Source organism: Proteiniborus sp. (assembly GCF_040308045.1).
GTDB lineage: Bacteria > Bacillota > Clostridia > Tissierellales > Proteiniboraceae > Proteiniborus.
Map to the genome: position 1 here is coordinate 22,759 of NZ_JAWRHZ010000066.1, position 23,989 is coordinate 46,747.

Annotated in this window: 37 protein-coding genes and 1 pseudogene; 6 read left to right on the forward strand and 32 right to left on the reverse strand. The window is 34.0% G+C overall.

Annotated features, from left to right (window positions below; genetic code table 11):
* Nucleotides 1–5 precede the first annotated feature (5 nt).
* The 29 genes from ABV008_RS15475 to ABV008_RS15615 form a co-directional block, all read right to left on the reverse strand.
* The gene (locus ABV008_RS15475) at nucleotides 6–233 is read right to left on the reverse strand and encodes a hypothetical protein (protein WP_352420744.1); all 228 of its coding nucleotides are present in this window, start codon (nucleotides 231–233) and stop codon (nucleotides 6–8) included.
* A 3-nt stretch (nucleotides 234–236) separates the two neighbouring features.
* On the reverse strand, nucleotides 237–1,616 hold the full coding sequence (locus tag ABV008_RS15480) for a terminase large subunit domain-containing protein (RefSeq protein ID WP_352420745.1): 1,380 nt from the start codon (nucleotides 1,614–1,616) through the stop codon (nucleotides 237–239).
* A 4-nt stretch (nucleotides 1,617–1,620) separates the two neighbouring features.
* Nucleotides 1,621–2,133, reverse strand: coding sequence for a terminase small subunit (locus ABV008_RS15485; protein ID WP_352420746.1), 513 nt, complete (start codon nucleotides 2,131–2,133; stop codon nucleotides 1,621–1,623).
* 120 nt (nucleotides 2,134–2,253) lie between these two features.
* Nucleotides 2,254–2,427 (reverse strand): hypothetical protein, encoded by a 174-nt coding sequence (locus ABV008_RS15490; protein ID WP_352420747.1) that lies wholly within the window; start codon nucleotides 2,425–2,427, stop codon nucleotides 2,254–2,256.
* Nucleotides 2,428–2,547: 120 nt separating this feature from the next.
* Nucleotides 2,548–2,967, reverse strand: coding sequence for a hypothetical protein (locus ABV008_RS15495; protein WP_352420748.1), 420 nt, complete (start codon nucleotides 2,965–2,967; stop codon nucleotides 2,548–2,550).
* 4 nt (nucleotides 2,968–2,971) lie between these two features.
* Nucleotides 2,972–3,301: a nucleoside triphosphate pyrophosphohydrolase family protein gene (locus ABV008_RS15500; RefSeq protein WP_352420749.1), complete on the reverse strand. Its 330-nt coding sequence runs from the start codon at nucleotides 3,299–3,301 to the stop codon at nucleotides 2,972–2,974.
* On the reverse strand, nucleotides 3,298–3,447 hold the full coding sequence (locus ABV008_RS15505; protein ID WP_352420750.1) for a hypothetical protein: 150 nt from the start codon (nucleotides 3,445–3,447) through the stop codon (nucleotides 3,298–3,300). Before ABV008_RS15505 ends, ABV008_RS15500 begins: the two co-directional genes overlap by 4 nt.
* Nucleotides 3,444–3,656 (reverse strand): LexA family protein, encoded by a 213-nt coding sequence (locus tag ABV008_RS15510; RefSeq protein WP_352420751.1) that lies wholly within the window; start codon nucleotides 3,654–3,656, stop codon nucleotides 3,444–3,446. Before ABV008_RS15510 ends, ABV008_RS15505 begins: the two co-directional genes overlap by 4 nt.
* Complete coding sequence (locus tag ABV008_RS15515) at nucleotides 3,653–3,811, reverse strand: hypothetical protein (RefSeq protein WP_352420752.1); 159 nt, start codon at nucleotides 3,809–3,811, stop codon at nucleotides 3,653–3,655. Before ABV008_RS15515 ends, ABV008_RS15510 begins: the two co-directional genes overlap by 4 nt.
* On the reverse strand, nucleotides 3,812–5,161 hold the full coding sequence (locus ABV008_RS15520) for an SNF2-related protein (RefSeq protein WP_352420753.1): 1,350 nt from the start codon (nucleotides 5,159–5,161) through the stop codon (nucleotides 3,812–3,814). It abuts the gene before it with no gap.
* Nucleotides 5,142–5,420, reverse strand: coding sequence for a VRR-NUC domain-containing protein (locus tag ABV008_RS15525; RefSeq protein ID WP_352420754.1), 279 nt, complete (start codon nucleotides 5,418–5,420; stop codon nucleotides 5,142–5,144). The genes ABV008_RS15520 and ABV008_RS15525 overlap by 20 nt, the downstream gene beginning before the upstream one ends.
* Complete coding sequence (locus tag ABV008_RS15530) at nucleotides 5,414–5,716, reverse strand: hypothetical protein (protein ID WP_352420755.1); 303 nt, start codon at nucleotides 5,714–5,716, stop codon at nucleotides 5,414–5,416. The genes ABV008_RS15525 and ABV008_RS15530 overlap by 7 nt, the downstream gene beginning before the upstream one ends.
* A gap of 30 nt (nucleotides 5,717–5,746) precedes the next feature.
* Nucleotides 5,747–6,355, reverse strand: coding sequence for a hypothetical protein (locus tag ABV008_RS15535; RefSeq protein ID WP_352420756.1), 609 nt, complete (start codon nucleotides 6,353–6,355; stop codon nucleotides 5,747–5,749).
* A 268-nt stretch (nucleotides 6,356–6,623) separates the two neighbouring features.
* Nucleotides 6,624–9,065: a virulence-associated E family protein gene (locus ABV008_RS15540; RefSeq protein ID WP_352420757.1), complete on the reverse strand. Its 2,442-nt coding sequence runs from the start codon at nucleotides 9,063–9,065 to the stop codon at nucleotides 6,624–6,626.
* Nucleotides 9,066–9,078: 13 nt separating this feature from the next.
* Nucleotides 9,079–11,049 (reverse strand): DNA polymerase, encoded by a 1,971-nt coding sequence (locus ABV008_RS15545; RefSeq protein ID WP_352420758.1) that lies wholly within the window; start codon nucleotides 11,047–11,049, stop codon nucleotides 9,079–9,081.
* 15 nt (nucleotides 11,050–11,064) lie between these two features.
* Nucleotides 11,065–11,640, reverse strand: coding sequence for a DUF2815 family protein (locus ABV008_RS15550; protein WP_352420759.1), 576 nt, complete (start codon nucleotides 11,638–11,640; stop codon nucleotides 11,065–11,067).
* Nucleotides 11,640–11,852, reverse strand: a complete 213-nt coding sequence (locus ABV008_RS15555; RefSeq protein ID WP_352420760.1) for a hypothetical protein — start codon at nucleotides 11,850–11,852, stop codon at nucleotides 11,640–11,642. Before ABV008_RS15555 ends, ABV008_RS15550 begins: the two co-directional genes overlap by 1 nt.
* On the reverse strand, nucleotides 11,852–12,274 hold the full coding sequence (locus ABV008_RS15560) for a hypothetical protein (RefSeq protein ID WP_352420761.1): 423 nt from the start codon (nucleotides 12,272–12,274) through the stop codon (nucleotides 11,852–11,854). Before ABV008_RS15560 ends, ABV008_RS15555 begins: the two co-directional genes overlap by 1 nt.
* Before the next feature lie 35 nt (nucleotides 12,275–12,309).
* On the reverse strand, nucleotides 12,310–12,597 hold the full coding sequence (locus tag ABV008_RS15565) for a hypothetical protein (protein ID WP_352420762.1): 288 nt from the start codon (nucleotides 12,595–12,597) through the stop codon (nucleotides 12,310–12,312).
* A gap of 65 nt (nucleotides 12,598–12,662) precedes the next feature.
* Entirely contained in the window at nucleotides 12,663–12,797 is a 135-nt protein-coding gene (locus ABV008_RS15570) for a hypothetical protein (protein ID WP_352420763.1), read from the reverse strand.
* 12 nt (nucleotides 12,798–12,809) lie between these two features.
* Nucleotides 12,810–13,958, reverse strand: coding sequence for a DUF2800 domain-containing protein (locus tag ABV008_RS15575; protein WP_352420764.1), 1,149 nt, complete (start codon nucleotides 13,956–13,958; stop codon nucleotides 12,810–12,812).
* Nucleotides 13,958–14,359: a hypothetical protein gene (locus tag ABV008_RS15580; RefSeq protein ID WP_352420765.1), complete on the reverse strand. Its 402-nt coding sequence runs from the start codon at nucleotides 14,357–14,359 to the stop codon at nucleotides 13,958–13,960. Before ABV008_RS15580 ends, ABV008_RS15575 begins: the two co-directional genes overlap by 1 nt.
* Entirely contained in the window at nucleotides 14,349–14,477 is a 129-nt protein-coding gene (locus tag ABV008_RS15585; protein ID WP_352420766.1) for a hypothetical protein, read from the reverse strand. The genes ABV008_RS15580 and ABV008_RS15585 overlap by 11 nt, the downstream gene beginning before the upstream one ends.
* Entirely contained in the window at nucleotides 14,461–14,628 is a 168-nt protein-coding gene (locus tag ABV008_RS15590) for a hypothetical protein (RefSeq protein WP_352420767.1), read from the reverse strand. Before ABV008_RS15590 ends, ABV008_RS15585 begins: the two co-directional genes overlap by 17 nt.
* Nucleotides 14,615–14,839, reverse strand: a complete 225-nt coding sequence (locus tag ABV008_RS15595; protein WP_352420768.1) for a hypothetical protein — start codon at nucleotides 14,837–14,839, stop codon at nucleotides 14,615–14,617. Before ABV008_RS15595 ends, ABV008_RS15590 begins: the two co-directional genes overlap by 14 nt.
* 57 nt (nucleotides 14,840–14,896) lie before the next feature.
* Entirely contained in the window at nucleotides 14,897–15,055 is a 159-nt protein-coding gene (locus ABV008_RS15600; RefSeq protein ID WP_352420769.1) for a hypothetical protein, read from the reverse strand.
* Between the two features lie 96 nt (nucleotides 15,056–15,151).
* Complete coding sequence (locus ABV008_RS15605; protein ID WP_352420770.1) at nucleotides 15,152–15,319, reverse strand: hypothetical protein; 168 nt, start codon at nucleotides 15,317–15,319, stop codon at nucleotides 15,152–15,154.
* Between the two features lie 45 nt (nucleotides 15,320–15,364).
* Nucleotides 15,365–15,583 carry a hypothetical protein gene (locus ABV008_RS15610; RefSeq protein WP_352420771.1) on the reverse strand — a complete coding sequence of 73 codons (219 nt, stop codon included), beginning with the start codon at nucleotides 15,581–15,583 and terminating at the stop codon, nucleotides 15,365–15,367.
* A gap of 4 nt (nucleotides 15,584–15,587) precedes the next feature.
* Nucleotides 15,588–15,797 (reverse strand): helix-turn-helix transcriptional regulator, encoded by a 210-nt coding sequence (locus tag ABV008_RS15615; RefSeq protein ID WP_352420772.1) that lies wholly within the window; start codon nucleotides 15,795–15,797, stop codon nucleotides 15,588–15,590.
* 251 nt (nucleotides 15,798–16,048) lie between these two features.
* Here ABV008_RS15615 and ABV008_RS15620 point away from each other — a divergent pair, with 251 nt between their 5' ends.
* The 6 genes and pseudogenes from ABV008_RS15620 (at nucleotide 16,049) to feoB (ending at nucleotide 21,751) form a co-directional block, all read left to right on the forward strand.
* Nucleotides 16,049–16,480 (forward strand): helix-turn-helix domain-containing protein, encoded by a 432-nt coding sequence (locus tag ABV008_RS15620; protein ID WP_352420773.1) that lies wholly within the window; start codon nucleotides 16,049–16,051, stop codon nucleotides 16,478–16,480.
* Between the two features lie 28 nt (nucleotides 16,481–16,508).
* Nucleotides 16,509–16,946 (forward strand): ImmA/IrrE family metallo-endopeptidase, encoded by a 438-nt coding sequence (locus tag ABV008_RS15625; RefSeq protein WP_352420774.1) that lies wholly within the window; start codon nucleotides 16,509–16,511, stop codon nucleotides 16,944–16,946.
* Nucleotides 16,946–18,523 carry a recombinase family protein gene (locus ABV008_RS15630; RefSeq protein WP_352420775.1) on the forward strand — a complete coding sequence of 526 codons (1,578 nt, stop codon included), beginning with the start codon at nucleotides 16,946–16,948 and terminating at the stop codon, nucleotides 18,521–18,523. The genes ABV008_RS15625 and ABV008_RS15630 overlap by 1 nt, the downstream gene beginning before the upstream one ends.
* 25 nt (nucleotides 18,524–18,548) lie before the next feature.
* Nucleotides 18,549–18,941 (forward strand): manganese catalase family protein, encoded by a 393-nt coding sequence (locus tag ABV008_RS15635; protein WP_352420782.1) that lies wholly within the window; start codon nucleotides 18,549–18,551, stop codon nucleotides 18,939–18,941.
* A 323-nt stretch (nucleotides 18,942–19,264) separates the two neighbouring features.
* Nucleotides 19,265–19,543, forward strand: coding sequence for a FeoA family protein (locus ABV008_RS15640; protein ID WP_352420776.1), 279 nt, complete (start codon nucleotides 19,265–19,267; stop codon nucleotides 19,541–19,543).
* A gap of 33 nt (nucleotides 19,544–19,576) precedes the next feature.
* Nucleotides 19,577–21,751, forward strand: a pseudogene (gene feoB / locus ABV008_RS15645) (ferrous iron transport protein B).
* 108 nt (nucleotides 21,752–21,859) lie between these two features.
* On the opposite strand, the gene ABV008_RS15650 reads toward feoB, so the two are convergent.
* The 3 genes from ABV008_RS15650 to ABV008_RS15660 are packed head-to-tail and all read right to left on the reverse strand — an operon-like array spanning nucleotide 21,860 to nucleotide 23,568.
* Complete coding sequence (locus ABV008_RS15650; RefSeq protein WP_352420777.1) at nucleotides 21,860–22,282, reverse strand: metal-dependent transcriptional regulator; 423 nt, start codon at nucleotides 22,280–22,282, stop codon at nucleotides 21,860–21,862.
* Nucleotides 22,283–22,337: 55 nt separating this feature from the next.
* Nucleotides 22,338–22,457, reverse strand: coding sequence for an OadG family protein (locus ABV008_RS15655; protein WP_352420778.1), 120 nt, complete (start codon nucleotides 22,455–22,457; stop codon nucleotides 22,338–22,340).
* 1 nt (nucleotide 22,458) lies between these two features.
* Nucleotides 22,459–23,568 carry a sodium ion-translocating decarboxylase subunit beta gene (locus ABV008_RS15660; protein ID WP_502929797.1) on the reverse strand — a complete coding sequence of 370 codons (1,110 nt, stop codon included), beginning with the start codon at nucleotides 23,566–23,568 and terminating at the stop codon, nucleotides 22,459–22,461.
* Nucleotides 23,569–23,989: the final 421 nt, after the last annotated feature.

Consider the following 23,989-nt stretch of genomic DNA (forward strand, 5'->3'; position numbering starts at 1 on the left):
GCCTCCTATTCGTCTTGAACTTCACTTGCCCATTCTTTGTTAACGTCATCGCAGATACATTCTGCTTGTAAGTTCTTGTAGTACCTTTTATTATAAACGTTGGGTCGCCTATCGCACTCTTCCTTGAACTTATCTCTCGCTAGTTCAATTGCTCTTTCCTCGTTTGTGGCTACTACAAATACTTTAACTTCACCATATCCTATGAATCCATTAGTTACCTTGTATAATTTCATGCCTTACCCTCCTACTCCTATCTTAGTTCTAAACGGTATCCAACCATATTGACTAGCATTAATTGTATGGTCATTCCTATCTTCTGGCTCATACTTATCTTCTTTCCAGCTATATGACTCTAATTCTCCTATATGATTAACGCAATGATCTAATACTATATAATCTGCCTCTGTCTTAATATCACTTACATTAAGCCAGCCTAATTGAAGATGAATCCTATCTATTCTCTCCACTTTCTTATAAGCATTTAAGAAGTTGTACACACTTCCATGCTGCCTCTTATATTTCTTTAATTCTGTTATAGTTGCCTGGTCCGCATTGTCAATAAATGCATCCCTTGCAAATCCCCATTTCTTTCTATTCCTCTCTAGGAAAGCTATTAGTCTTGGTGGAATATCAGAAGGAGCCAAAGGAATTTCTAAATCTGCATTGTTATAGACTTCTTCATCCAGGATAATTAATTGTCCTTTATCAGTTATCCCTTGATAAATAAAGCTTATTGTGTCAGGGCTTTCTTGGGAGTATGCTGTATCTACTCCGCAACTAAAGTGAATAAACTTCAAAGGATCCTTCTTATCAGCCATTCTCTTTTTAAGCCATTCCGTAGACCTCACATTGTTCTTTCTTGTGAAATTAGGGAATATAAGCCCTGTTGCTCTACCTCTAAGACCTTGTATTTTATTCTTATAGAGCTTAGTACCTTTAGGCACGTTCATTATGATTTGTTGTTTTTTTTCTTCTGTTAGTCCTGCATTATGGACAAAAGAAAAGAACCAATGTACCCATCCCGGCTTTGGTTCCTCACTTAACATATTATTTATTTCAGCTGGTGCATCACTTTTATACTCGGGTAATGGCCTAGAGTGATTAATGTATTCTTTGTATACTGGCAAATTAGGATCATCTGGATTAAGAGTTGCTAATAAATAATCACATCTCATAGAAGCTTCTCTTACGTAATCCATATCAGCTACATTGATCTCATCTATGTATAGGCAACCATATTGGCCTCCTAGAGCCTTCTTCCATCTAGTCTTATTATCATAACCTAATACATATATAATCTTGTCTCCTGAAGCTGTACGATAAAGTATATGAGGTAACGAATGCTTCCCTTTACCACTTGCATTATACTCTACTAGGTTTCCAAATATATCAACTATGCCTAAATCCTTATTGATTATGTTTTTCTCTATAGTTCCTAAATCTAGTCCAGATAGTATATGGATCTTCTTTGAAGATTCAGCAACTTTAAGCATAAACTTAAATGCTCCTGTTGTAGTCTTTCCAGAAGCAGTAGTTCCTTCTAAAAATTCTACTGGAGCTTCATGTTTTAGGAATGCCTTGTATTTCTCTGATAGTAAAAATCGTTCTTGATTCATACTATCATTCCTTTAGCTGCTCTAGTATGGAATTCAATTTATTTAGTCCGGTATCTAATGATCCACTAACTTCCACCTTATCCTTAAACATTCCTAAGTGCTTGCCTGCTAATTCCAAAGCTTTTATTTTATCGTGAAATCTTACTTCCCTCTCAACCATATCTCCATCTTCCATAGGTATAGTTTTTACCTTTACAGATGCAATAGCTGCTAGATCATCTTCTGTTGCTTCAGCTTTTACTGTTGCAGAACCAAAGTTTACAACGTTATCTGGATTTAATAATCCTATTCTCGCTAGTTCTATAAGAATTCTATCCTGATTAATACCAGTACGTTTTGACCTTTCTGCTATGGCCTTATCTACACGTGCGCGTATCTCAGGTTTCTTCAAGTTTTCACTACCAATAGAATAAGCAGTATCTGGGCTGTATCCTGCCCTAATTGCCGCTTGAGTGGCATTAAGGTCTATTAAATACTCTTCAATAAATCTTTTCTGCTTTGCTGTTAATCTGGCCATAATGCTCACCTCCTGCTAAACATTTATTAACCTATCTTCCTCCAGCACACCCACCCAGGTATCATGCAGAAATATTTGGTTCCCGTCCAAGTTCCCCACTTACAGCCATAACATCTATGTTTATAATTTTTCATTTTCCTTTATCCTTCTTTCATAATCCTTTTTAGCTTTATATATCATTCTTTTTGCCCATCTGCTACGCTCTTTTCTTGCTTCACAGGTCTTTCTATCTTCTTCGCAGCTCATGCAATATTCTGTACATTGCATTCTTCCTTCATCATCTATATAGATCATATTTACACATCCTATAAAAAAGCAGCCGGGAAAGGAGGTTTTGTCTCGTAATCCCGACTGCTTTATACTTTTCTCATCCTAACAATAACAGATGTTAATACTGAAATACAATGAAATGTCTTATTTTATTTTTATTAAATCTAATGCTTTCTCGTGTAAATAATAAGCATTGCGCCAAGTATAACCATTTCTAAAAGCAATTTCTTCCCAAGATTGACAATCCAAATATCTACACTTCAAAAGCTCTCTTAGCTTCAAATCTTCAATTGCATTTATCTTATCTTCTATTTCAGATCTTAATGCTACAAGTTTATCTATATCTATATTTATATTTTCTTCAATTTCATCTATAGTTGCAATTCCATTTTCTATAGTATTACTTCGGTTAGGATTTTTAGGCATATCTGACAATGTACCTGTTACGTTGTATATCTTATTTCTCCAATCTTCCAACTGTTTTATCTTTCTATCTATTTCGGAATTTAAATATTTATACTGATTAAGATATTTTATTTTTTCTCTATGCTCTGCTGTCAGCATTAAATTACCCCCTTTTATGTCTAGTTTTAATCCTATCGATTTCTCTGTTTACTTTGTGTTCTTTAATACTCACCACCCCAGCTGCAATAAACTTATCTTTCAGTTTAAGCTGCTCAATTAAATTTTCAACATCTGCTATCTCTTCAATAATGTTAGCAGTAGGTATTATGTCACTTTGTAATATGTCATCTCTCTTATATTTACAGATTGCTTTAATAAGCTCACTACATTCTTCAATTAGCTGGTCATACTGTTTATCTATACCATAATGCTCCATAATCTCTAGTTGCTTAAGTTCTATATCAGTTAAATAATTTCCCTGAGTTTCGCTCATTGTATCTCCTCCCAACATTTCAAGCACAATCTGTCAGCACCATGCTTATATTTAGCATATTTATCACCTATTTTTATCTTCGCCCTACAGTTAGAACAGTATTTTGTGGTTCTATCTGAAATTTTTATTTTAAATTCTTTTTTCATTTACCCTCCTCCTTTAAAACTTTCACATAAGTCTCTCTAACAACTTCTATCCTTATTAACCCTTTAGATTCTAGCTTCTTTAATCTATCGTGAACTGTACTTGTGCTATCGTAACCTAATAAATCTTTTAATCGCCTTACTGGCATATGCTCACCTTCATACTTCTTTAGTACACGTATTATTTGTTCATCAGACACTAACGGTATCACCTATATCTCCTCCATTTCTCTGCAGAATAAATAAACTTGTCCCAAACTTCTACATACCTATTTTTTAGTAGCTCTTGGATAACTATATTAATTTTTTCTTTAAATGAATTATAAGGTATTACCTCAACTACGTTATAACTTATTTCATCTAACACTTAAGCCACCTCCCTAAGCTCTGCCTTAAGTTTTCTTAAAAGCTCTTCTTGGTTTAAATTCTTACCGTTTAATACTTCCAAGACTCTTTCATCTACTGTTTTTTCAGTAATTATATGATATATTCTGACTGTCTCCGTCTGTCCCTGTCTATTCAATCTTGCATTTGCTTGAAGGTACAATTCTAAGCTCCAATTTAGCCCAAACCAAATAATTATACTTCCTCCTGACTGAAGATTTAAACCGTGGCCTGTACTAGCTGGATGTGCTATAAGGATTTTTATTTTTTTATCATTCCAATCCTTGATATCCTGTTCTGTATCTAAAATCCTTGCATCTTTAAATCTTTCTAATATCCTATCCTTATCGTGCTGGAAGTTATAAAATACAAGTACTGGTTCTCCGTTAGCCTCTTCAATCAATTCTTCTAAGACTTCTAATTTCTTATCATGTATTGTTTTAACTTCCCTGGTGTCTGTATATATTGCTCCATTGGCCAACTGAAGTAATTTATTTGTTACTGCAGCTGCACTTAGGGCTGTTATATCTTCATCTCCTATTTCTAATACTGCGTCTCGTTCCATCTTCTTATAGGTCTCAAATTCTTTTTTACCAAGCTTGGCCATGCGATTAATATATAATGGTTCTTTCAGCTTTAAGTAATCCTTAGCCTTCATGCTTATACATAGATCCTTTAGGGCTTCATCTATTTCTTCTTTTGCTCCTGGTCTTAATTCATAATCATTGTACCCATGCCTATAAAGTGTATTAAAATATCTTTTTCTAAATTCAGTTATTGTTTTACCTAGCCTTTCACCACGATCTAACAAATATATTTGCGCCCATAGATCCTCGTAGCCATTAGGTGCTGGAGTACCTGTTAATCCTATTATTCTTTTTATGAAAGGCCTTACAGTTCTTAATTTTTTAAATCGCTTACTTTTACCACTCTTAAAGCTTGATAACTCATCTATAACTACAGTATCAAAATCCCATCTACGGCCCAGTAATTCTACAAGCCATGCTACATTATCTCTTGTGATAATATAGATATCACCTTCCTTGGCCAAAGCTAGTTTTCTTTCTTTTACGGTACCTAAAACCCTTACTACTTTTAAATCTTTTAAATGATCCCATTTTTCATATTCAGTAGTCCAGGTATCCTCGGCCACTCTCTTAGGTGCAATAACTAACGTCTTATTCATATCTAGATAATCATTCTTCAATTCTTCTATAGCTGTTAATGTAATTACTGTTTTTCCTAAACCCATATCTAAAAATAAGCCTGAAGCTTGTCTATCTAATGCAAATTCTTTAGCTACTTTTTGATAATCATGTGGTATGAATTTCATCTATAAAATCACCTACCTTATCTAGTGAATCTATAACATATACTTTAAAACCTAGTTTCTTAAATCTCTTTCGTACTACTTTTTGAAGAGGTCTGAGATCTTCTCCTGGTCGTTTAAGTTCTACAAAATAACTATGCCCTTTATATAAAACTATCCTGTCTGGTACGCCATTGTTACCTGGTGAAGAAAACTTATAAGCTTTTCCTCCTATAGCTTCAATCTTTTGTCTCAAACATTTCTCCACTTTACTTTCTAACATGATGATCTATACTCCGATCTAGGAAATAATACTCCTTCTTTTATTAGTCTTTCAATTTTGCCACTACAGGCTTGCGCGGATCTAGGTATATAATTAGGCATCGTGTTACAACAATGTCCTTTATGATATAAGTCTATAAGTATTTCTACTTCTTCTTCAGTCCAAGGATTATGGTTAGGCATTTTCAAGGGCCTAGCTTTTACCCCTAAATCTAGCATTCTCCTTTTAACAGCCCCTTCAGTTCTTTGTAGCCTTAAAGATATTTCCCTATAGGTATATTTATATTGATTAAGCATCCACTTTAAAAGCTTATCATCTGCTTTAGTTCAGGGGCTGGTCTTAAACTGTCTCTGCTTTTCAATATCTGCTCTTCTCTGATTCTCTAACCACTTAGGTTCTTTTCCTAAGGCCAAGGGCTCTAATTTAGAAAAATCTATTAAAGTACTATTCATTTCAGCCCAATCCCAAAAGTCTTGAAGGTATATTATCCTGAAGCTGCAATTTTTCACTTTACGAGTCTTGACCGGTATACCCTTATTAATCCACTGATTAACTGTATAGGTTCCTCCTGAATTTGTCCCCCTAAGCTCTATTCTCAGTTGGTTAAGTGTAATATATTCCCCGGCTTCTAGGAAAGGTCCTAATTTTAATTTTCTAGATTTAAGCTCAACAGCATTTGCTGATCTATTTAAATTTTTAGCTAAAGCGGGTATACTCAAGTAACCCCAGTTATCCATAAGATACTCCAAATCGTCTTCAGACCAATTTCTATTATCTTCATTTTTGTTTGGCCCTAAATATAAAGCTCTAGCTTTCATATATATAGAATCATAGGTTCTACCTAAACTATCAGCTATTTCCTGTATCCTTTTTTTACTCCAATTTATTTTTAGATATTGGACTTCCTCTTCAGTCCATCTTTTATAGTTTTTCACTAAAATCACCTCTCTGATTTTACTATGCGGAAACAGTGGAAACAGATTTTTCTTATGTAGTCTAAAAACGTGTATTAGGCATATATATATACGTGTATACGTGCCTAATTTATATTTTTAACTCTTTTATATATATTGTGTTTCCATTGTTTCCAGTAACCCTCTAACCTAGTATTTCTAATGCTTAAGGCCGGACACAGAACACAATTTTTTCTGTTTCCGCTTGTTTCTTTTGTTTCCGAATCTGGTTTTTTGGTGGAAACAGAATTTATAGTTCAGAAAAATTCTGTTTCCGGGTAAAAGCTCTCTGTTTACCGTAAATTTTTCCAAAACTCAAATTACTTCTTGACCTTTCCCATCCATCTAAACTTCTCAAAATATCATTTATCTCTCTACTCAATATAGGTGTCAATGCCTTTGGATCTCCTTTAAACAATTCGCACCATATTTCTAATACACAGGTCTTGTCCTTCTTCACTGTATGTTCACTGGCTGTTATTCCAAAATCATCATCTGTATTTTCTAGATAGTTTCTTCTCTCAAATAGGTCCATATCATCCCAGTTAATCGGATAATCTCTATTTAAGTATTCCTCTATCAAACCTGTCTTAGGGCTATCCTCTGCGTGTTCACGTTGCTGCTTAAGTGCTTCCTCAGCTTCTTTACCTTCTAGGTGTAATTTATGTCCTGATTTATATAGTTCCACTGCTTCAGCCCAAATCTGGTCTACTTCACCTTTTAAATCCTTAAATATGTCTTTCTTAGGTTCCAAAATTCCACAGTCAACGGGCCAAGTTCTTCTATCTCCTGTTTTATCTCTTAGAAATTCTTTATCGTTACTGGTTCCCCAAAATACACACTGCCTTTTGAACCTGCTTGTTCTTCTACCATAAGCTACCCTATATATGTCCTCAGTCTTACTTAAAAACAGTTTTACAGCTTCGATGTCCGCTTTTCTAGTAGCCGTAAGCTCACCCATTTCTATTAACCAGCTGCCTTGGAGTTGTTCATAAGCTTCTTTTCCTTTAACAGTATCTAAGCTATCATTAAACCAATCTTTGCCTAAGTACCTAATAAAAGTACTCTTACCTATTCCTTGTGGACCTGTTAAGGTAAGCATAGTATCGTATTTACATCCTGGTCTTGATACCCTAGCTACAGCTGCAGTAAGATGAGTCCTAATAACGGCTCTAGTGTAAATATTGTCTTCAGCTCCTAAGTAATCAGTTAGAAGTGTTTCAACTCTTTTAACACCATCCCATTTTAGACTCGCAAGATATTCTAAAACAGGATGAGTTTTGTTTTTCTGATAAACTATAGTAACAGCATCTGCTATCTTTCCAGCTCCAGTTAAGTTATAATTACTCTCTAAAAAATGCCTAACTCCTGAATCGTCATCATCTTTCCAATCCCTATTCAATTCATCACTCCAGGGTAATTTACCCACCACTGTAGCACGATTAGAGAACTCATTGTAGATTAGCCTACCCTTAATTCTTGGATCATTCTCCAGGATGATAACTGCATTATCTATTGTGTTTCTAAGATTTCCTTTGTTATCATAATCTAAGGCTCTGAGCCATTCAGTGTCTTCAGCTTCAGTAAACTCGAATTCATCCATTACATCACTTAGTTTTTCAAGTCCAAGAAGCTCCTTAACGCTATCATCACTACTAGCAAATTCACTCATGGCAGTAAAGCTTGGCATTCTATTTACTGGAGTATCTTCCTTAGCTTCTTCATCACGAGCACCATATTTATGGATTCTAACTAAGTCAAAGGCATTACAGAGCATTCCACTTATAGGATCAGTTCCATGATGTGAGTATGCGAATTTGTCTTCATATGTCACTAATCCACCAACTGTAGATCCTTCGATATATGTGTATCTTCCTTCAAGCTTAGTAGGCACATATATATCACTTAAGAACTGTTCAATTACTTCCGATATGCTGTAGGTCCTACAGAAGGCACCTATAATTCCTTTTTTATCTAATGGATCCTCTTGCTTTTTAATCTGGGAATGAATCCTTAGGTCTTGCCTAGAGCTTACTGGCCAAAATGATACATCTCTCCAGTCTAGGTATTTATCTAGGACCTCATCAGGCTTTAGCCAAGGGCCTTCTTGTCTTAAGAATATATATTCTCCGTCACTTGAAGTACTTGGCCAATACATAAGTCTTGTTGGTTGATATGTCGTATCATCAAACATATCTATTCCAATTTCCTCAGCTATCTTTCTTGATATGGCCTCATACTCATCAGGAAGTACTGATCTATCTAAAGGAATGATAAGTCTAATTCTAGGGTTTTTAGGCTCATGTGAGTGAGTAGAGTATGCGATAATCTCATAATCATTTAGCATTGTAATACTGTCCCATAAATCATTTACAGGCATATCTACATTATCTAGATCTAGGGTAATAAGACTTCTATTAGCAAGATTTTCAGCCTTTCGCCTACCGTCCTTTAAACTACCACCGACAAAGCCTCCTACGTCCTTTATTTCGTCCCTTTGTGTCTTAGGCATACGTTTATATTCGCTAAAGGTTTCTCTAGTTCTGGTGGTAATCTGTAGCTTATTAATAAGAGATTCATAGCTTAACTGTACATTCTTCCATTTTGTTTCGTGTCTACTTCTACCTGTGGCAATATATATTTTTCTACTATCTAAGTTCCTTTTAGTTTCTTTGGCTTTATCTGTATCCAATACTACTCACCACCTAATCCTTTTGATAATAGCTGCATTCATAGCCGTCCGCCCTCAACGGCAAACCTTTTGCCCATGGAATTTCTTTGCCCATCATGTCACATATTTTTTCTAACTCATTTCTACTCTTTTCTATTTCAATTATCAGCTCATCATGTACATGCATCACAATGTCATATCCTGCTTTATCAAGATTTAGCATGCTATAAGCTAAGCAATCTCTTGCAGTAGCTTGTACAATGTTTTCAACTAGCTTTCCGCCATAGGTATCAACTTCATCCCATTGATAGGTTTTTTCTTTAATAACCTGATACACAATCTTTTGCTTTCCTATAAACTTGTCATGATCGACTATCTTTGGCTTTACATAAGCTAGCCTCCTGCCACTCGGCAACTCTATAAACAAAATCCCACTTCTATATATAGCTTTTAGATTGTCTTTAATTCTTACTGTGGATCTATTTGCAATTGCTTCCATAACTGCAGCTTCAGTATCGTACCAGAACTTAACTATCTTAGGATTAGAGCTTCTCCATTGGTTAACTAAATCCGGTAATTCATCTTCAGTTAATCCCATCTTAAGAGCACCCATTTGTATTAGAGCTCCAGCAGCGCCTTGATATCCTAAAGCAAGCTCTGCTACTTTCCCTTTTTGCCTTAATGGGCTGCCTTTATCAATACTTTCTATAGGTACATTAAACATTTGAGCTGCCGAAGCTTCATATATCTTTCCGTGTGACTTAAATACATCAAGTCTCCAGGACTCTCCAGCAAACCAAGCTATTACTCGTGCCTCAATTGCACTAAAGTCTGCAACAGCAAATTTGTATCCAGGCCGAGGTATTATAGCAGGTCTTATGCATTGACTTAAAATATCAGAAGGGTTATCATACATCATTTCGAGTAGATCTAAGTCACCGTTTTTAACTATTTCTCTAGCTGTGTCTAGGTCCTTTATATGATTTTGTGGTAGGTTCTGTACTTGAATAAGTCTTCCAGCCCATCTACCAGTACCAGCACCATAGAAAAATAATAGGCCTCTAGCTCTTCCATCACTGCAAGCTACATCAATCATTTTCTTGTACTTAGAAATAGAAGTCTTAGATAAACGCTGCCTAATATCAAGGGCACTAACTACATCATCATAGTCTTTTAGCTTTTCTTTAAGTTCCTTAAGGTTTTGCTTAGTAATGCTTTTAACTACTTTTCCTGTTCTAGCTTTAATATATTTCTTAAGATCTGTTAAGCTATTAGGATTTTCTAGTCCAGTAATATCTCTGTATTCCTTAGTAAGTCTTTCAGTCTGTTCTGTATCTATGGCTATAGCGTTTTCAGCCATTTCTAAATCAATTAATACTCCTCTGTCGTTAATTTTCTGATCCAGCTCATACAGTTTCTTTTCTTGAGAGATAGTTTTGAATCTACTAAGCTTATTTCTAATAGCTCTTTCAGTCTCTACGTCTCTGATACAATACTCTTTAAATAATCTCCACTCTTCAGGTCTATCTTTAGGTAGTATTCTTACCTTATCTTCTAAAAAGCTTATCTGATTATCTTTTTTAACTTTCCTAGGTATAGAGAATATTCTAATAAGGTTCTTTCCGGCCATAAGCTTTTGTTTATCCGGTTCAATTCCTATAACCTTACCTACACTGTCCAGGTCTCCAGGAAATCCTAAGGATAAAGCCTTGACCATTGTACATTCCCAGTTTTCAGTTTTAATCTTAAGATACTTATCTATACAGACCCTTTCAAATTGAGCATTAAAAGCTGTTTTTATTACATTATCATCATGGAGTGCATGATAGACTCTTGAAGGGATCCCCTCTCCATTTTCTAAATCTACTATTTTTACTTCTTCAGCATCAAAAGCATAAGCAAATAATAGAATTCTGAAATTTGGGGAGTCTACGTATTTGTAGACTCCACATTCTTTTAGATTTATATCACTATAAGTTTCAATATCAATTGCTAAAGTAGTCAATCTAATCAGCTCCTATTAGCTTAAGAAATCATCATCAGCGTCAACTTCATCAAACTCAAAATCTTCCTCAGCGGATGATCCACCTCCAAGTCTCTCTCCATCATCTACCTTTTGAACATTTCCAAGTCCGCAAGCTACACCTTTATTACCAGCTGCATTAAATCCATAGAAATTAACACTTACTCTTGCATAGCATCCTGAATAAACTTCATCCTCACCTAGTGGAATAGCTTTTCCAGTAGACTTGTCCTTCTCTAAACCAACAACTGCAGGAGCCTTATTAGAGTTAGCATTTAAGAAATAACAATCTTCGTATGCTTCATCATCTGGTCTCTCATCGTCTCCATCTCTTAGTGGAAGCTTTAGATTAGATGGTATCTTACCATTCCATTTGCCTTTATCTCTTTCCATAGCATTTTTTACAGCCTGTTCAATAACTGATATTTGTTGCTTATCACTCTTAGGAATTATTATAGATACTGAATATTTAGGTTCACTTCCATTTATTGATTTTGGTTCAAATAGATTAGCATAGCTTAGTCTTACCTTCCCAGTTACTACCTTAGTTTCATTTTTTAATATTGCTTTCATTATTTAGCACTCTCCCTTTTAAATTTTTCATATTGCTTTCTGATTTTTCGTTTTACTATTTCCTCTGTTCCTCCATAAATAACTTTTGTATCATGATCCTGGTTAAACGGATTTTGCATCACACAATAGTACTTATTTCTTGTAGTGGTATCTGGTTTAATATTAAATCTCGTACTATAATTAGCTTCGATGTCAATGAAGTGATATATCATTAGATGAAATCATCCTCCTCATCATCAAACATACTGATTTGTGGTTCAATTAAAGGTACTACAATGTACTGACCATCTTCAAACTTGATTTCTTTTTCTTCAGTATAGAATCCCTCTTGCTTGTATTGCTTCTTAAGAGTAGATGTTACCTTATGTTCAAAGTACGGTCTTCTATAGAAATATGTTTCATTTACTACTTCACCAGATCCGTTCTCTCTAGGGAATTCTTTATATGACTCTGGTATAGCTAAAGACAATTTCAAAGTAATTTCTCCAGCTTCAAACTCCTGATCATATACTTTATCAATTACTCTCTTTATCTCTTTGTTTAAATCATGCAGCATAGAGTTAAATATAGGACTGCTGACATCTACTTCTAAAACCTTTTTAGATAAATCAACCATTTCACTTACCTTCTCCACCTAATTAACCTCCTAAACTTATAGTTAGTAACAATTTAATCTATCCAAACATCTATTTCTTCTTTTATTTCTTCTATAGCTTCTCTTCTCATTTCAAAGAAATCTAATAGCTCTAAAACACATTGAATACAAAGTTCGAAGTTTACCCTGCTAAAATTCATTGAATCGCTAATAAATTTAAACCTCATTTCTACGTTTGTATATTTGTTACCTATACTACTCCAATCATCATCTATATCTATATGCTTTCCACATCTATCACAAGTACATTTTGCTAATTTCTTTACACTTCTAGTCTCCTGAATATCTATATATTCTTTCAATACTAAACCTCCATAACTGTAAACTTAACCGCTAAAAGAAATCTTCTTCGGCTGAATCGTGTAAATTAATAGTCAATTTCATCCTCTTCCGAATGATGACATCTTGGACATTCAGCCCATGACCACTCCCCATAATCCCACTTGAATACATAACCGCATTTATTACATTCAACCTTTGTCATTTTATCTCCAGATTTCACATTATCCCTCCTCTAAAAGAAATCTTCTTCAGCTGAATCAAGCTCAGGTCTTTTATCATCCAATGTTACTAGAGTCGGTTTTCCTGGTGGTTTTGAGATAAGACCTGCAGCAAGTTCATTGAATTTCTTCTTACCTACTAATTTCTCGAGATTAGTTATGCCTTCTAAGGCTTTAGGCTTGTACAACTTTTCTTCTTCATAACCTTCTTTAGTAAGTACCACAACAAGTGCATCTGGATCATCTATTACTCTGTTACTTCTACCTTCAACTAGCTTCCAACCAGGATACTTAGTTCCCTTAAGAGCTTCATCGAGTGCATAATCTTTAAGTTCTTTAGCCCATTTAGCAATATCATCTGCTTGTCCTAATATTTCTGATATTTCTTCTATGCTTAGTAGCCTAGGATCCTGATTATAATTCTCATAAGTTTCTATATTCATTTCAGCTCTAGCTCTACAGGTCTGCCTTACTCTGCAGAAAGCACACCATGGACCGGGTACCATATCCCCTCCACCTTTGAAAGCTAACTGAGCTTTTCCTTTTAGCTCATTCTCGGCCCACTCCAATAATTCATCTGCAGATATGGCCCAACTTGATATATTATTAAGCCTTACCTGGGCTATAGTTATTTTGATCCTCTCTATTCCGTAAATAAAACCATATTTATCATAAGCTCCTAGAGCGTACATCTTTAATTGTGAGTTGTTAATTGGACTAACTTCAACACCCTTACCAAACTTAAGGTCAATGATTTCTAACTCTTCAGCTGCTATGATGATACAGTCACCAGTGCCAAACCCCTCAGGTACATAAGTTGAATAGTCTAGCTTTTCTTCTAGGAATATTACCGCATCTTTACTCTTACTAACAGCTTCATTGTATTGTTCTAGTACATAGTTTGTGTAATCCTCTACTTCATCAAGCATTCCTTCGTAATACATATCATTTTCTTTAATCTTCTTAAGCTCTGAATTGAACTGTCTCTTGGTAATCTTCTTAAGTGCTAACTGTAGCTGCAGTTCTCCTATACTATGCGCAAGTGTACCCTCTGCAGCATATGGACTGGACGTATCAGGTATTTTCTCTGTAAGCCTGGCACTAGGAGTACAGTTAAGCCATCTTTCAGCAGATGAAGCACTAAGTAGCGCATGCTTTGCCATTATTTGACCTCCTCCAGTGCCTTCAGTACAGCTTCAAAGTCTTTTTCCTCTAAATCAGTTACCTTCCTTACTCCAAAATCATTTAATATTTTCTTTAACTTAGGTGTATTAGCTTTAGTATTCTTGGCCATGAATGCAGCTCTTACATCTTCAATAGTTATATCTGTTTCTGTTGCTTTTTCCTCAGTTTGTGTAACTTTTGATGCCTTTTCTGCCTCTTCGGGTGCAGTTTTGGTTACTTTTTCTTCTGGAAGTAAAGCTTTAGCAGCCTGTCCAGTATTTTTGATTCCTTTGTCATATGCTATAGCACTTGCAAGTAGTGCAACGGCTTCTGTAAATTGCTCTATTCCTTTAATCGTAATATTGATTTCCATTACTAATCCTCTCCTTTTATTTTTCAATCTCCATAGTTAAGTCTTTACCATCATTCCATGTACAAGAGATATTTAACTCGTTGTAAAATCTTTCACAGTCCTCTAAAGTTAAGCTTGTTCCTACACCTTTAAGAACGTCTTTCATTAGCTTTTCTCCTCTCTTTAAAATATTGATTGATTTTTTCATTAATAGCATTTAGATCATATGTAGCTGCATCTATATACTCTTCAGTTGCGTTATTAAAGTTATCCTCTGCTCTCTTGAGCTCATTTAATAATATGTTAAGCTCGTCCATCTGATAAACTCCTATGATATTCTAGAGCTTGTTGTAAGCTTTCGATTTCTATTTCTAAGTCTGTAACTTTTTTACTTAACTCGTCATAGTTTGGATCATCATATAAGTGTTCTTCTAGAGCTAAGCAAAGCTCTTCTAATTCTTCGCTAGTACTAATTATGATTTGCCCGTTAAAATCAATTCTATGAACTTCATTTATCTGAACTCCCATTTTCAAACCTCCTGTGATATAATAATAAAAAAGTATTTTTTAGTTTCTTGGGCCTGCCTAGTTGCCGCTAGATAGGTCCTTTTTCTTTAGAACTTCGATTGCATGATCTAGAGCTTGTACATCTTTTGGCCAGGCCTCATCAGGCTCACCAGTACACATACTATTACAATGTGCTTTCAAGTCTTCTAGTTGTTCAATAGCTTCGCCAGTTTCCAATTACTCCACCTCCTATCAAATAATTTTTAGTACTTTTCAATTTTTACTATTTCACCTCCCTTTTTTGTTCAAGCCAATTAATAAATTCAGATTCTTTCAACTTATAGGACATTCTTCCTGGTAATGTCTAGTAATTGATCTGTTTGCGATCTCTTCTATTCTTTTGATAATTTTATCTATATCTTCCTGGGTTTTGTCTTTATATGAGTCGTCATGTACTCTTACTATTGTATTTCCGATTTTGTATTCTTTTACTACTGCCATTCTAATCATCCCCCTTGGTAAAACTTATGCCGGAGAAATTTTGTCCTATTCTACCGAATATAGAATATTTAGTTTTAAAGCTATATCCTGCAGCAAGTTAATGTATTGTATGAAATTCTCAAATTTAATCTCTATTCCAGTATTAAGACTTCTTAAAAATTCGTTACACTGATGTATAGAGTTTGGATTTGTTAATGAAAATTCTTCTTTAACAATTACTACCGGTCCATATTCAGTATTTTTCAATTTAATCATAGTTAGCATTTGATTACTCTCCTTTCAATTGTGGAAAAACATCTTTCACATCTGCTTGCAGAGCTTGTGAAATTGCAATTGCAGTATCTATTTTAGGAACTTGTTTTCCCCTCATTATGTCATAAAAAGAAGTTCTTCCAACGCCAGATTTTTCAATTATTTCAGTCGTTGTGATTCCTTTGTTTTTTAATTTTTTAATGTATTTTGCTATGTTGTTACTCATTTTCTCACCTCCTGCTGTATTCGGTTAGCCGATTATGATTGTATTATATATTCACTTTGCCGAATATTCAAGCCTCATATATTCGCCCTGCCGATTATTTTATAGGTTTATTGTCCTATTTCTTCAAATATCTTTGTTTTTCTTTAAATTTTAATTTGCTTTACCGAATAAATAATGCTATAATAATTCTGAAAACCGAATACGATAGGCAACAAATGGATATACTAGTAACAAGAAAGGAGTTGTTATTAATGTCAAAGTTAGGTGAAAGAATTAAAGAACTTAGGGAAGGTTACAAAATGACAATTAAAGATCTGTCAGATAAGTCTGGAGTAGGTCAAAGTACAATATCTGAAATAGAAACAGGAAAAGCGAAGAACCCTAAAAGTGAAACATTATCTAAATTAGCAAGTGCTTTGAATGTCACTGTAGATAGTTTATTAGCTGAAAAATGGGATGATCAATATAATCCCAATGGTGAATTGGCTAAACAAGTAAAATTTATTGAATCTTTAAAATTAGATACTCCAGAAGAAGCTTTAAAATTTATTTTGGGGCAACCAACATTCATGGCTTATGGTGGATATAGTTTAAATGAATTATCAGAAGAAGAAATAATAGACCTTGCAAATGACATGCTATTTGCCATGAAATTATCTATAGAAAAAATTAAAAGAAAATAATATCTCTTTTTTAGGGGAGAGTGATATTGTGACCTGGATAAAAGAAATTGTTATTGGATTAATAGAAATATATGAGACTAGAAATGTATATGAGTTATTAGATTTATTGGATGTCCTGTTAATTAAAAAGCAACTTATAAATGATGAAAAGGGAAGGTTTTTTAGGGATATTTGGGGCAATGAATATATTTATATATCTAATAGATTGTCTGATGAAGAGGAAAGGATTGTTATAGCTCATGAGTTAGGCCATTTGATATTACATACTCACTTAAACACTAGCTACTATACTGAAAATCGTTTATTAAACAAAGACCAAATAGAAGTTCAAGCGAATAAATTTGCTGCTGAGCTTCTTATACCTGATAATGTTGACACATATGAATATGAAACTATTCAACAACTAGCTTGCTACCTAAAGGTTTCAGAAGAATTAGTAAAATTGAAATACAAGGATGTGGTTTAATGTATTGTATGTACTTGAGGAAATCTAGGGCAGACCTTGAAGCAGAAACAAGAGGGGAGGGTGAAACTCTTGCTAGGCATAAAAATATTTTATTTAGTCTATCTAGGAAAATGAAAATTAATATTACTAAAATTTATCAAGAAGTTGTATCTGGTGAGACTATAGCCTCTAGACCTGAAATGCAGAAACTTTTATCTGATGTTGAAACAGGAATGTGGAAGGGTGTATTTGTTGTAGAAGTAGAACGTTTAGCTCGTGGAGACACTATGGACCAGGGATTAGTAGCCCAAACGTTTAAATATTCTAATACCAAAATTATTACTCCTATGAAGGTATATGATCCAAATGATGAGTTTGATGAAGAATACTTTGAGTTCGGCTTATTCATGAGTAGGAGAGAATATAAAACAACAAATAGAAGGCTTCAACGTGGGAGAATACAGTCTGTTAAAGAAGGCAAATTCGTAGGTAATATTCCTCCTTATGGGTACACTAGAGTTAAGCTTAAAGGTGAAAAAGGATTCACGTTAGAGCCTTATCCTGAACAAGCTAATGTTGTAAAATTAATTTTTGAGTTATATACTAATGGCGAACTACAAGGAGATGGCTCATATAAAAGATTAGGAGTTTCCCTCATAGTTAGAAAACTAAATGATATGAAAATCCTAGCGGCTAAAGGTGGCGATTGGGTAACTTCAAGTATTAGGAGCATACTTAGCAATCCTGTTTATATTGGTAAAATTCGTTGGAATTGGAGAAAGACCATAAAGAAAATGGTTGATGGCCAGATGGTAAAAGAAAGGCCAAGGGCTAAAGAAAAAGATTGGCTTTTAGTAGATGGACTTCATGAAGCAATCATTGATGAAGAAGTGTTTAATCTAGCTCAAGAATATCTATCTGAAAATCCTGCTACTCCTGTGCCTGCTAGATACAAAGTTAAAAACCCTCTTGCTGGAATTGTTGAGTGTGGTATATGCGGAAGAAACATGAATCGTAAACCCTATAAAAGTGGTTATCCTGATACTTTACTTTGTGTAGGCCCCACTTGTCCTAATGTAAGCTCTCCTTTATATCTGGTGGAGGAAAAGCTACTACAAGTTTTAGCAGATTGGCTAAAGGTTTATAAATTAGAAGTAAAAAAGCAAGAAGAACAAGAAAATAATTTAGAAGTTAATATAATCAAACAATCAATAGAAAATATTAGTAATGATTTAGAAACTTTGAATAAACAATTAAGTAGCTTACATGATTTTTTAGAGCAAGGTATATATTCTACAGAAGTGTTTTTAGAAAGATCTAAAGTGCTAAATGATAAAATTAATACTGCTAAAGAAAATAAAACAGAATTAGAAAATAAATTAAACAGTATTTTCATTATAGAAAAAAACAAAAAAACTATTATTCCAAAAGTAGAAAAAGTTTTAGAAACTTATAATAGATTAGAAAATCCCAAAGAAAAGAATGACATTCTCAAAGAAGTAATTGATAAAGTAGTTTATACTAAAGAAGAAGGTGGTCGTTGGAGTGGAAAGGTGGATGATTTTACATTAGATCTATATCCTAAGTTACCTAAATAATTTTTATGTTTATCGCTGATAACATATAGGTACTGAAGAACTAGCTCACTGGGAAATGATAGGTACACTTGTTTATAAACTAACCAAGGATGCTACGGTTGAGCAGATTAAGGGGACCCCATTTGAAGCTCATTATGTAAATCATGGCAAGAGCCCATTCCCACATAATGCAGCTGGGGAAGCTTGGACAGCTGCTTATATCCAATCAAAAGCAGATCCAGTTACAGATTTACATGAAGACATGGCAGCAGAACAAAAAGCAAGAACCACTTATGAATATCTAATAAGTGTAAGCGATGATCCTGGAGTTATAGATACATTGAGATTTTTAAGAGAAAGAGAAGTAGTGCACTTCCAAAGATTTGGAGAAGCTCTTTGCTTAGTAGAGGAGCACTTGTGTAAGAAAAAATATTATTAGTTTATAAACATAACAGGACGGTTTTACCGTCCTAGTACATAAATTTTCCTTTAGTTTCTGATATATTAACCTCAATACTTCCTCCATTAACCATGTCTTTTATTGTAACTTTTCCTGTCTTTACTTCACCTGATCAAGGACTATAACATAAGGATTAACTGTAACATTTTTTTAGCAGATAAATATAATGACAATATCAGAGAAAAAAGAAAAAACCCAATAACATAATATGATTATTTTTTTATTATAATCATTAGCCAAGGCTAACTTTTAATAGTTGTTAGCCTTGGCTAATACATAAACACAAAATTGGGGGTATGAAAATGGAAATTTATAATAGTGTTTCAATAAAATTTAATCAATTAAAACATGACCATATATTGCTAGATCAATTGCCAGTAGGTAAAACAGCAAGAATTAAGGAAATTTTAAATAGTGGAATTTCTAGAAGACGATTTCTTGATTTAGGACTTATTCCTAACTCTCTAGTTTCTGTTGAAAGATTAAGTCCATCAGGTAATCCTATAGCATTTAATATTAGAGGTTCTATAATTGCCTTAAGAAAGGAAGAAGCCCGAAATATAGTAGTAAAACCAATATAATTTAAGATTAGAAAATTTTCAAGGAGGAACAAAATGGGTCTCACTAGTCAATCTAGCGGATTATCACTATTAAAGGATAAATTCAATCTATCTAAAAAAAATGAAGAGCAAATAGTTATTGCCCTTGCAGGTAACCCAAATACAGGAAAAAGTACTCTATTTAATTATCTTACAGGACTTAATCAACATACTGGCAATTGGCCAGGCAAAACTGTCTCAAATGCTCAGGGTAGCTTTAAATACAAGGATAAAGATTATCTATTAGTTGATTTACCAGGAACGTATTCCATACTTGCAAACTCTGCAGAAGAAGAAGTTGCAAGAGATTTTATATGTTTTGGAAATCCCAAGATTACTATAGTTATAGCAGATGCCACATGTCTAGAAAGGAACCTAAACCTTGTACTTCAAATAATGGAGATAACTGATAATGTAATACTCTGCCTTAACTTAATTGATGAAGCTACTAGAAAAGGCATAAGAATAGATACTTATAAGCTAGAAGAATCTCTAAAAATACCTGTAATTCCAATGGTTGCAAGGGATGGAATAGGAGTAGATAAACTACAAGAAGTGATAGATCTTATAATAGAAAAAAAGCTTCTGCCGAAGCCTTTAAAAATTAAGTATAACAATGAAATTGAATCTTTAGTTTCTGAAATAGTCGAAAATCTTCCTGAATATATAAAAGAAAGCTTTAACGCTAGGTGGATAGCATTGAGAATTATTGATGGCGATAATAGTATATTAAAATCCATACAAGAATTCCTGATGGCAAATAATCACATAGGAGTTGAGATGTAGAATATGTATGATAAAACTGGCTTGACGAATAATTTAGATGAATTGATGTCTAAAAAAATAAGAGATAGCGAAGCTCTTGGTGATAGTATAGTATCAACAATATATGAAAAAGCTGAAGACATAGCAAAAGAAGTTGTCATTATAAATGATAAGAGGAGAGTAAACTGGGATAAAAAACTTGATAACATACTTACATCAAAATTAACTGGTTATCCAATTATGCTGCTTCTATTAGGAATAGTGTTTTGGATAACTATAGAAGGGGCAAACTATCCTTCTCAATTGCTAGCAAATGTGCTATTTGGATTTGAAGATAAGTTGAACAGCTTTTTCGTGTACATGAATGCTCCTGAATGGCTACATGGCATATTAATTCTTGGAATGTATAGAACTCTTGCATGGGTAGTAGCAGTAATGCTCCCTCCAATGGCTATATTTTTTCCCTTATTTACACTTTTAGAAGACTTAGGATATTTACCTAGAATAGCTTTTAACCTGGATAATGCCTTTAGAAAAGCTGGTACACATGGTAAGCAAGCTCTAACTATGAGTATGGGCTTTGGCTGTAATGCTGCTGGAATAATAGCCTGTCGTATTATAGATTCGCCAAGAGAAAGACTAATAGCTATGATCACTAATAACTTTGTTCCCTGCAATGGTCGTTTTCCTACACTTATAGCCATATCTACAATTTTTTTTGGTAGTTTGGGCTTAGCTGGTGCCAAGTATAGCTCAATATTAGCAACTTTATCAGTGGTTTTTATGATACTTGCAGGCATAATAGTTACTCTAGTAGTATCAAAGCTGTTATCATCTACAGTTTTAAAAGGGGTTCCTTCATCATTTTCTCTAGAGCTACCCCCATATAGGAAACCTCAGATAGGTAAAATCCTTATAAGGTCACTTTTAGACAGAACCTTATTTGTGCTTGGTAGAGCAATCATAGTTGCAGCTCCTGCAGGTGCCATAACCTGGCTATTTGCAAATATAATGGTAGGAGATACTAGTTTACTAAATTTATGTGCTGGATTTCTTCAACCCTTTGGAAAGCTTATAGGCCTAGATGGATTTATACTCATGGCCTTTATATTAGGTCTTCCTGCCAATGAGATTGTACTTCCAATACTTATAATGAGCTACTTGTCTAAAGGTGCAATGATAGAATTTGATAATCTACAAACACTAAAAAGCCTATTAATAGATAATGGTTGGACTTGGGTAACAGGATTAAACTTTATGCTCTTCTCTCTACTACATTTTCCTTGTGCAACTACTTTACTTACAATGCGCAAGGAATCAAATGGCTTAAAATGGCCTGCGTTTACACTTCTCTTAACCACAGGAATAGCTATAGTAGTCACCTTTACAATTAAAACCATATTCACTGCTATAGGTTTAGTGTGATTGTATAAAAGAAAGATCCTTCACTTGCGTTCAGGATGAAAGAAGTTGTCATTCTGAACGCAGTGAAGAATCTCTATCCCTTCATTACACTTATATTTAAACAGTTTTCTAATCATGTAATTCGCTTTCGGTTTTAAAATTGCTAAATTCCAATAAAAGGTCTTCATTTTCCGAAAAAAACTTTACTAGTTTTTCTATAGCTTTTATAGTAGATATAGTAAGATAATGTTCCATTGCCTCTGCCTCTTGTTCTATATCGCAATCTGATCCAATAATTTCAATAAAATCTCTCAATATCTTGTTTCTTTCTACTAGAAAAACTCCTTTAACTTTCCCTCTATCAGTTAACTCTATTTTTTCATAAGGCTTATAGACTATGTACCCTAATCTATTTAATTTTCTAAGACCTTTAACTACAGAGGGCATAGAGACATTTAGGCAATCTGCAATATCTTTTATCCTTATATCTTTATTATTGACACTTAATCTATAGGCTTCTTCTAAATAGTCTTCAGAACTTGGTGATAACATTAAATCATCTCCCTCTTTTTATATATGCATATTTAAGAAGGTAGATGTTTATGTGTTATTTTTCAGGGAATATTTTAGCCAATAGTTTTATTGCAAAATAAAATATAATTAAAATTGAAAAAGTTGTTGCTATACCATATAACATCATTTCTAATCCGGCTCCTAAATTTTCCATATTAAAAACCTCCTTGAGAAAGTAGAGCAACAATTACACTTCCTGCAATAATAGAACCTATCTGCCCGGCTACATTTGCACTAACAGCCTGCATAAGCACAAAGTTTGTAGGATCTTCTTCCTTTGCAAGCTTTTGTATGACTCTTGCAGACATAGGAAAAGCTGAAATCCCTGCAGCTCCAACCATAGGGTTGTACTTTTTCTTTACAAATAGATTTAAAAATTTTGCAAATAGTACCCCGCCTGCTGTATCAAATACAAATGCCACAAGTCCTAATCCTAGTATCATCAATGTCTGAGGCTTTAAAAATTCTTCTGCATACATTGTGGAACCAATAGTTATACCCAAAAGTAAAGTTACTAGATTAGCTAATTCATTTTGAGCAGATTTTGAAAGTCTCTCTAAAACTCCACATTCTCTTATTAGATTTCCAAACATCAATAGACCAACTAATGTAACACTAATAGGAGCTATAATTCCAGCAACTATCGTAACTAGAATAGGGAATAGTATCTTTACCATCTTAGAAATCTTTACATCCCTATATTCCATTCTTATTTTTCTTTCCTCTTTTGTAGTTAGTAATTTAATAACTGGCGGTTGTATTAAAGGCACTAAAGCCATGTAGGAATAGGCCGCTACAGATATGGCCGCAAAATATTTAGGCGAAAATCTACTGGCAACAAATATAGAAGTAGGTCCATCGGCAGCTCCTATAATGCCTATTGCTGCAGCATCATTTATATCAAAACCTAGAATTAATGCAAATAATAATGTCATAAATATTCCAAACTGGGCTGCTGCTCCAAAGAATAGCATAGAAGGCATTTTTAAAAGTGGCTCAAAATCTATCATTGCCCCTACTGCAATAAATATTAGTGCAGGAAATAGTTCTGTAGTTATGCCCGCATCTTTTAGTATACCTAATACTCCTTCAGGACTTGATATACCAGGAATACCCTCGATTACAGGAAGATTAGTTAAGATTGCTCCAAAACCAATAGGTAATAAAAGCATTGGCTCAAAATCTTTTTTTATTGCTAGGTATATTAGAAAACCGCCTACAATAAACATACCTAGATTCCCTAGTGTAAGATTTTTGATTCCCATTGTTAATTGTTCCAAGTTATTTCCCCCTTTTTGTTTTTTTATATAAAAAGACCTTTATTCAAACACAAAAAGTGTCTAAATAAAGGTCTTGCTATAAATAATTAGCCGGGCTTTAGGCCGTACTGACGACTAATTAAACAGCATCCTGCTAGCTACTCCCCTTTATTTCCTGTTGTTACCTTAATTATAATATTAACCAAGTTATTTTACAATATTTATTAATATTTTACATAGAATTAATAATATGATAGTTGTAACTATACTTTTTTAGTGAAAACTGCGGTAATGTAAAAAGTTCTATGAAAAAATAAGAGTCAAAAAATAGTGCATCTAAAGCAAATTTCTAGTAGGTTCTCCCGCCACCCTTGACAAAAATAAGAAAATGCTAAAGAAAAATTAACAAGGGCGAAGGGAACTCAAA

What these genes read in the sequence shown, in the direction of transcription:
- ABV008_RS15630 (WP_352420775.1), top strand. Translation starts at nt 16,946, where the DNA reads ATGTATTGTATGTACTTGAGGAAATCTAGGGCAGACCTTGAAGCAGAA.
- ABV008_RS15595 (WP_352420768.1), bottom strand. Translation starts at nt 14,839, where the DNA reads ATGGGAGTTCAGATAAATGAAGTTCATAGAATTGATTTTAACGGGCAA.
- ABV008_RS15555 (WP_352420760.1), bottom strand. Translation starts at nt 11,852, where the DNA reads ATGATATATCACTTCATTGACATCGAAGCTAATTATAGTACGAGATTT.
- ABV008_RS15485 (WP_352420746.1), bottom strand. Translation starts at nt 2,133, where the DNA reads ATGGCCAGATTAACAGCAAAGCAGAAAAGATTTATTGAAGAGTATTTA.
- ABV008_RS15640 (WP_352420776.1), top strand. Translation starts at nt 19,265, where the DNA reads ATGGAAATTTATAATAGTGTTTCAATAAAATTTAATCAATTAAAACAT.
- ABV008_RS15590 (WP_352420767.1), bottom strand. Translation starts at nt 14,628, where the DNA reads ATGGACGAGCTTAACATATTATTAAATGAGCTCAAGAGAGCAGAGGAT.
- ABV008_RS15490 (WP_352420747.1), bottom strand. Translation starts at nt 2,427, where the DNA reads ATGATCTATATAGATGATGAAGGAAGAATGCAATGTACAGAATATTGC.
- ABV008_RS15520 (WP_352420753.1), bottom strand. Translation starts at nt 5,161, where the DNA reads ATGAAATTCATACCACATGATTATCAAAAAGTAGCTAAAGAATTTGCA.
- ABV008_RS15575 (WP_352420764.1), bottom strand. Translation starts at nt 13,958, where the DNA reads ATGGCAAAGCATGCGCTACTTAGTGCTTCATCTGCTGAAAGATGGCTT.
- ABV008_RS15525 (WP_352420754.1), bottom strand. Translation starts at nt 5,420, where the DNA reads ATGTTAGAAAGTAAAGTGGAGAAATGTTTGAGACAAAAGATTGAAGCT.
- ABV008_RS15660 (WP_502929797.1), bottom strand. Translation starts at nt 23,568, where the DNA reads ATGGGAATCAAAAATCTTACACTAGGGAATCTAGGTATGTTTATTGTA.
- ABV008_RS15620 (WP_352420773.1), top strand. Translation starts at nt 16,049, where the DNA reads ATGTCAAAGTTAGGTGAAAGAATTAAAGAACTTAGGGAAGGTTACAAA.
- ABV008_RS15550 (WP_352420759.1), bottom strand. Translation starts at nt 11,640, where the DNA reads ATGAAAGCAATATTAAAAAATGAAACTAAGGTAGTAACTGGGAAGGTA.
- ABV008_RS15495 (WP_352420748.1), bottom strand. Translation starts at nt 2,967, where the DNA reads ATGCTGACAGCAGAGCATAGAGAAAAAATAAAATATCTTAATCAGTAT.
- ABV008_RS15530 (WP_352420755.1), bottom strand. Translation starts at nt 5,716, where the DNA reads ATGCTTAATCAATATAAATATACCTATAGGGAAATATCTTTAAGGCTA.
- ABV008_RS15475 (WP_352420744.1), bottom strand. Translation starts at nt 233, where the DNA reads ATGAAATTATACAAGGTAACTAATGGATTCATAGGATATGGTGAAGTT.
- ABV008_RS15480 (WP_352420745.1), bottom strand. Translation starts at nt 1,616, where the DNA reads ATGAATCAAGAACGATTTTTACTATCAGAGAAATACAAGGCATTCCTA.
- ABV008_RS15655 (WP_352420778.1), bottom strand. Translation starts at nt 22,457, where the DNA reads ATGGAAAATTTAGGAGCCGGATTAGAAATGATGTTATATGGTATAGCA.
- ABV008_RS15585 (WP_352420766.1), bottom strand. Translation starts at nt 14,477, where the DNA reads ATGAAAGACGTTCTTAAAGGTGTAGGAACAAGCTTAACTTTAGAGGAC.
- ABV008_RS15610 (WP_352420771.1), bottom strand. Translation starts at nt 15,583, where the DNA reads ATGCTAACTATGATTAAATTGAAAAATACTGAATATGGACCGGTAGTA.
- ABV008_RS15615 (WP_352420772.1), bottom strand. Translation starts at nt 15,797, where the DNA reads ATGAGTAACAACATAGCAAAATACATTAAAAAATTAAAAAACAAAGGA.
- ABV008_RS15650 (WP_352420777.1), bottom strand. Translation starts at nt 22,282, where the DNA reads ATGTTATCACCAAGTTCTGAAGACTATTTAGAAGAAGCCTATAGATTA.
- ABV008_RS15500 (WP_352420749.1), bottom strand. Translation starts at nt 3,301, where the DNA reads ATGAGCGAAACTCAGGGAAATTATTTAACTGATATAGAACTTAAGCAA.
- ABV008_RS15505 (WP_352420750.1), bottom strand. Translation starts at nt 3,447, where the DNA reads ATGAAAAAAGAATTTAAAATAAAAATTTCAGATAGAACCACAAAATAC.
- ABV008_RS15605 (WP_352420770.1), bottom strand. Translation starts at nt 15,319, where the DNA reads ATGGCAGTAGTAAAAGAATACAAAATCGGAAATACAATAGTAAGAGTA.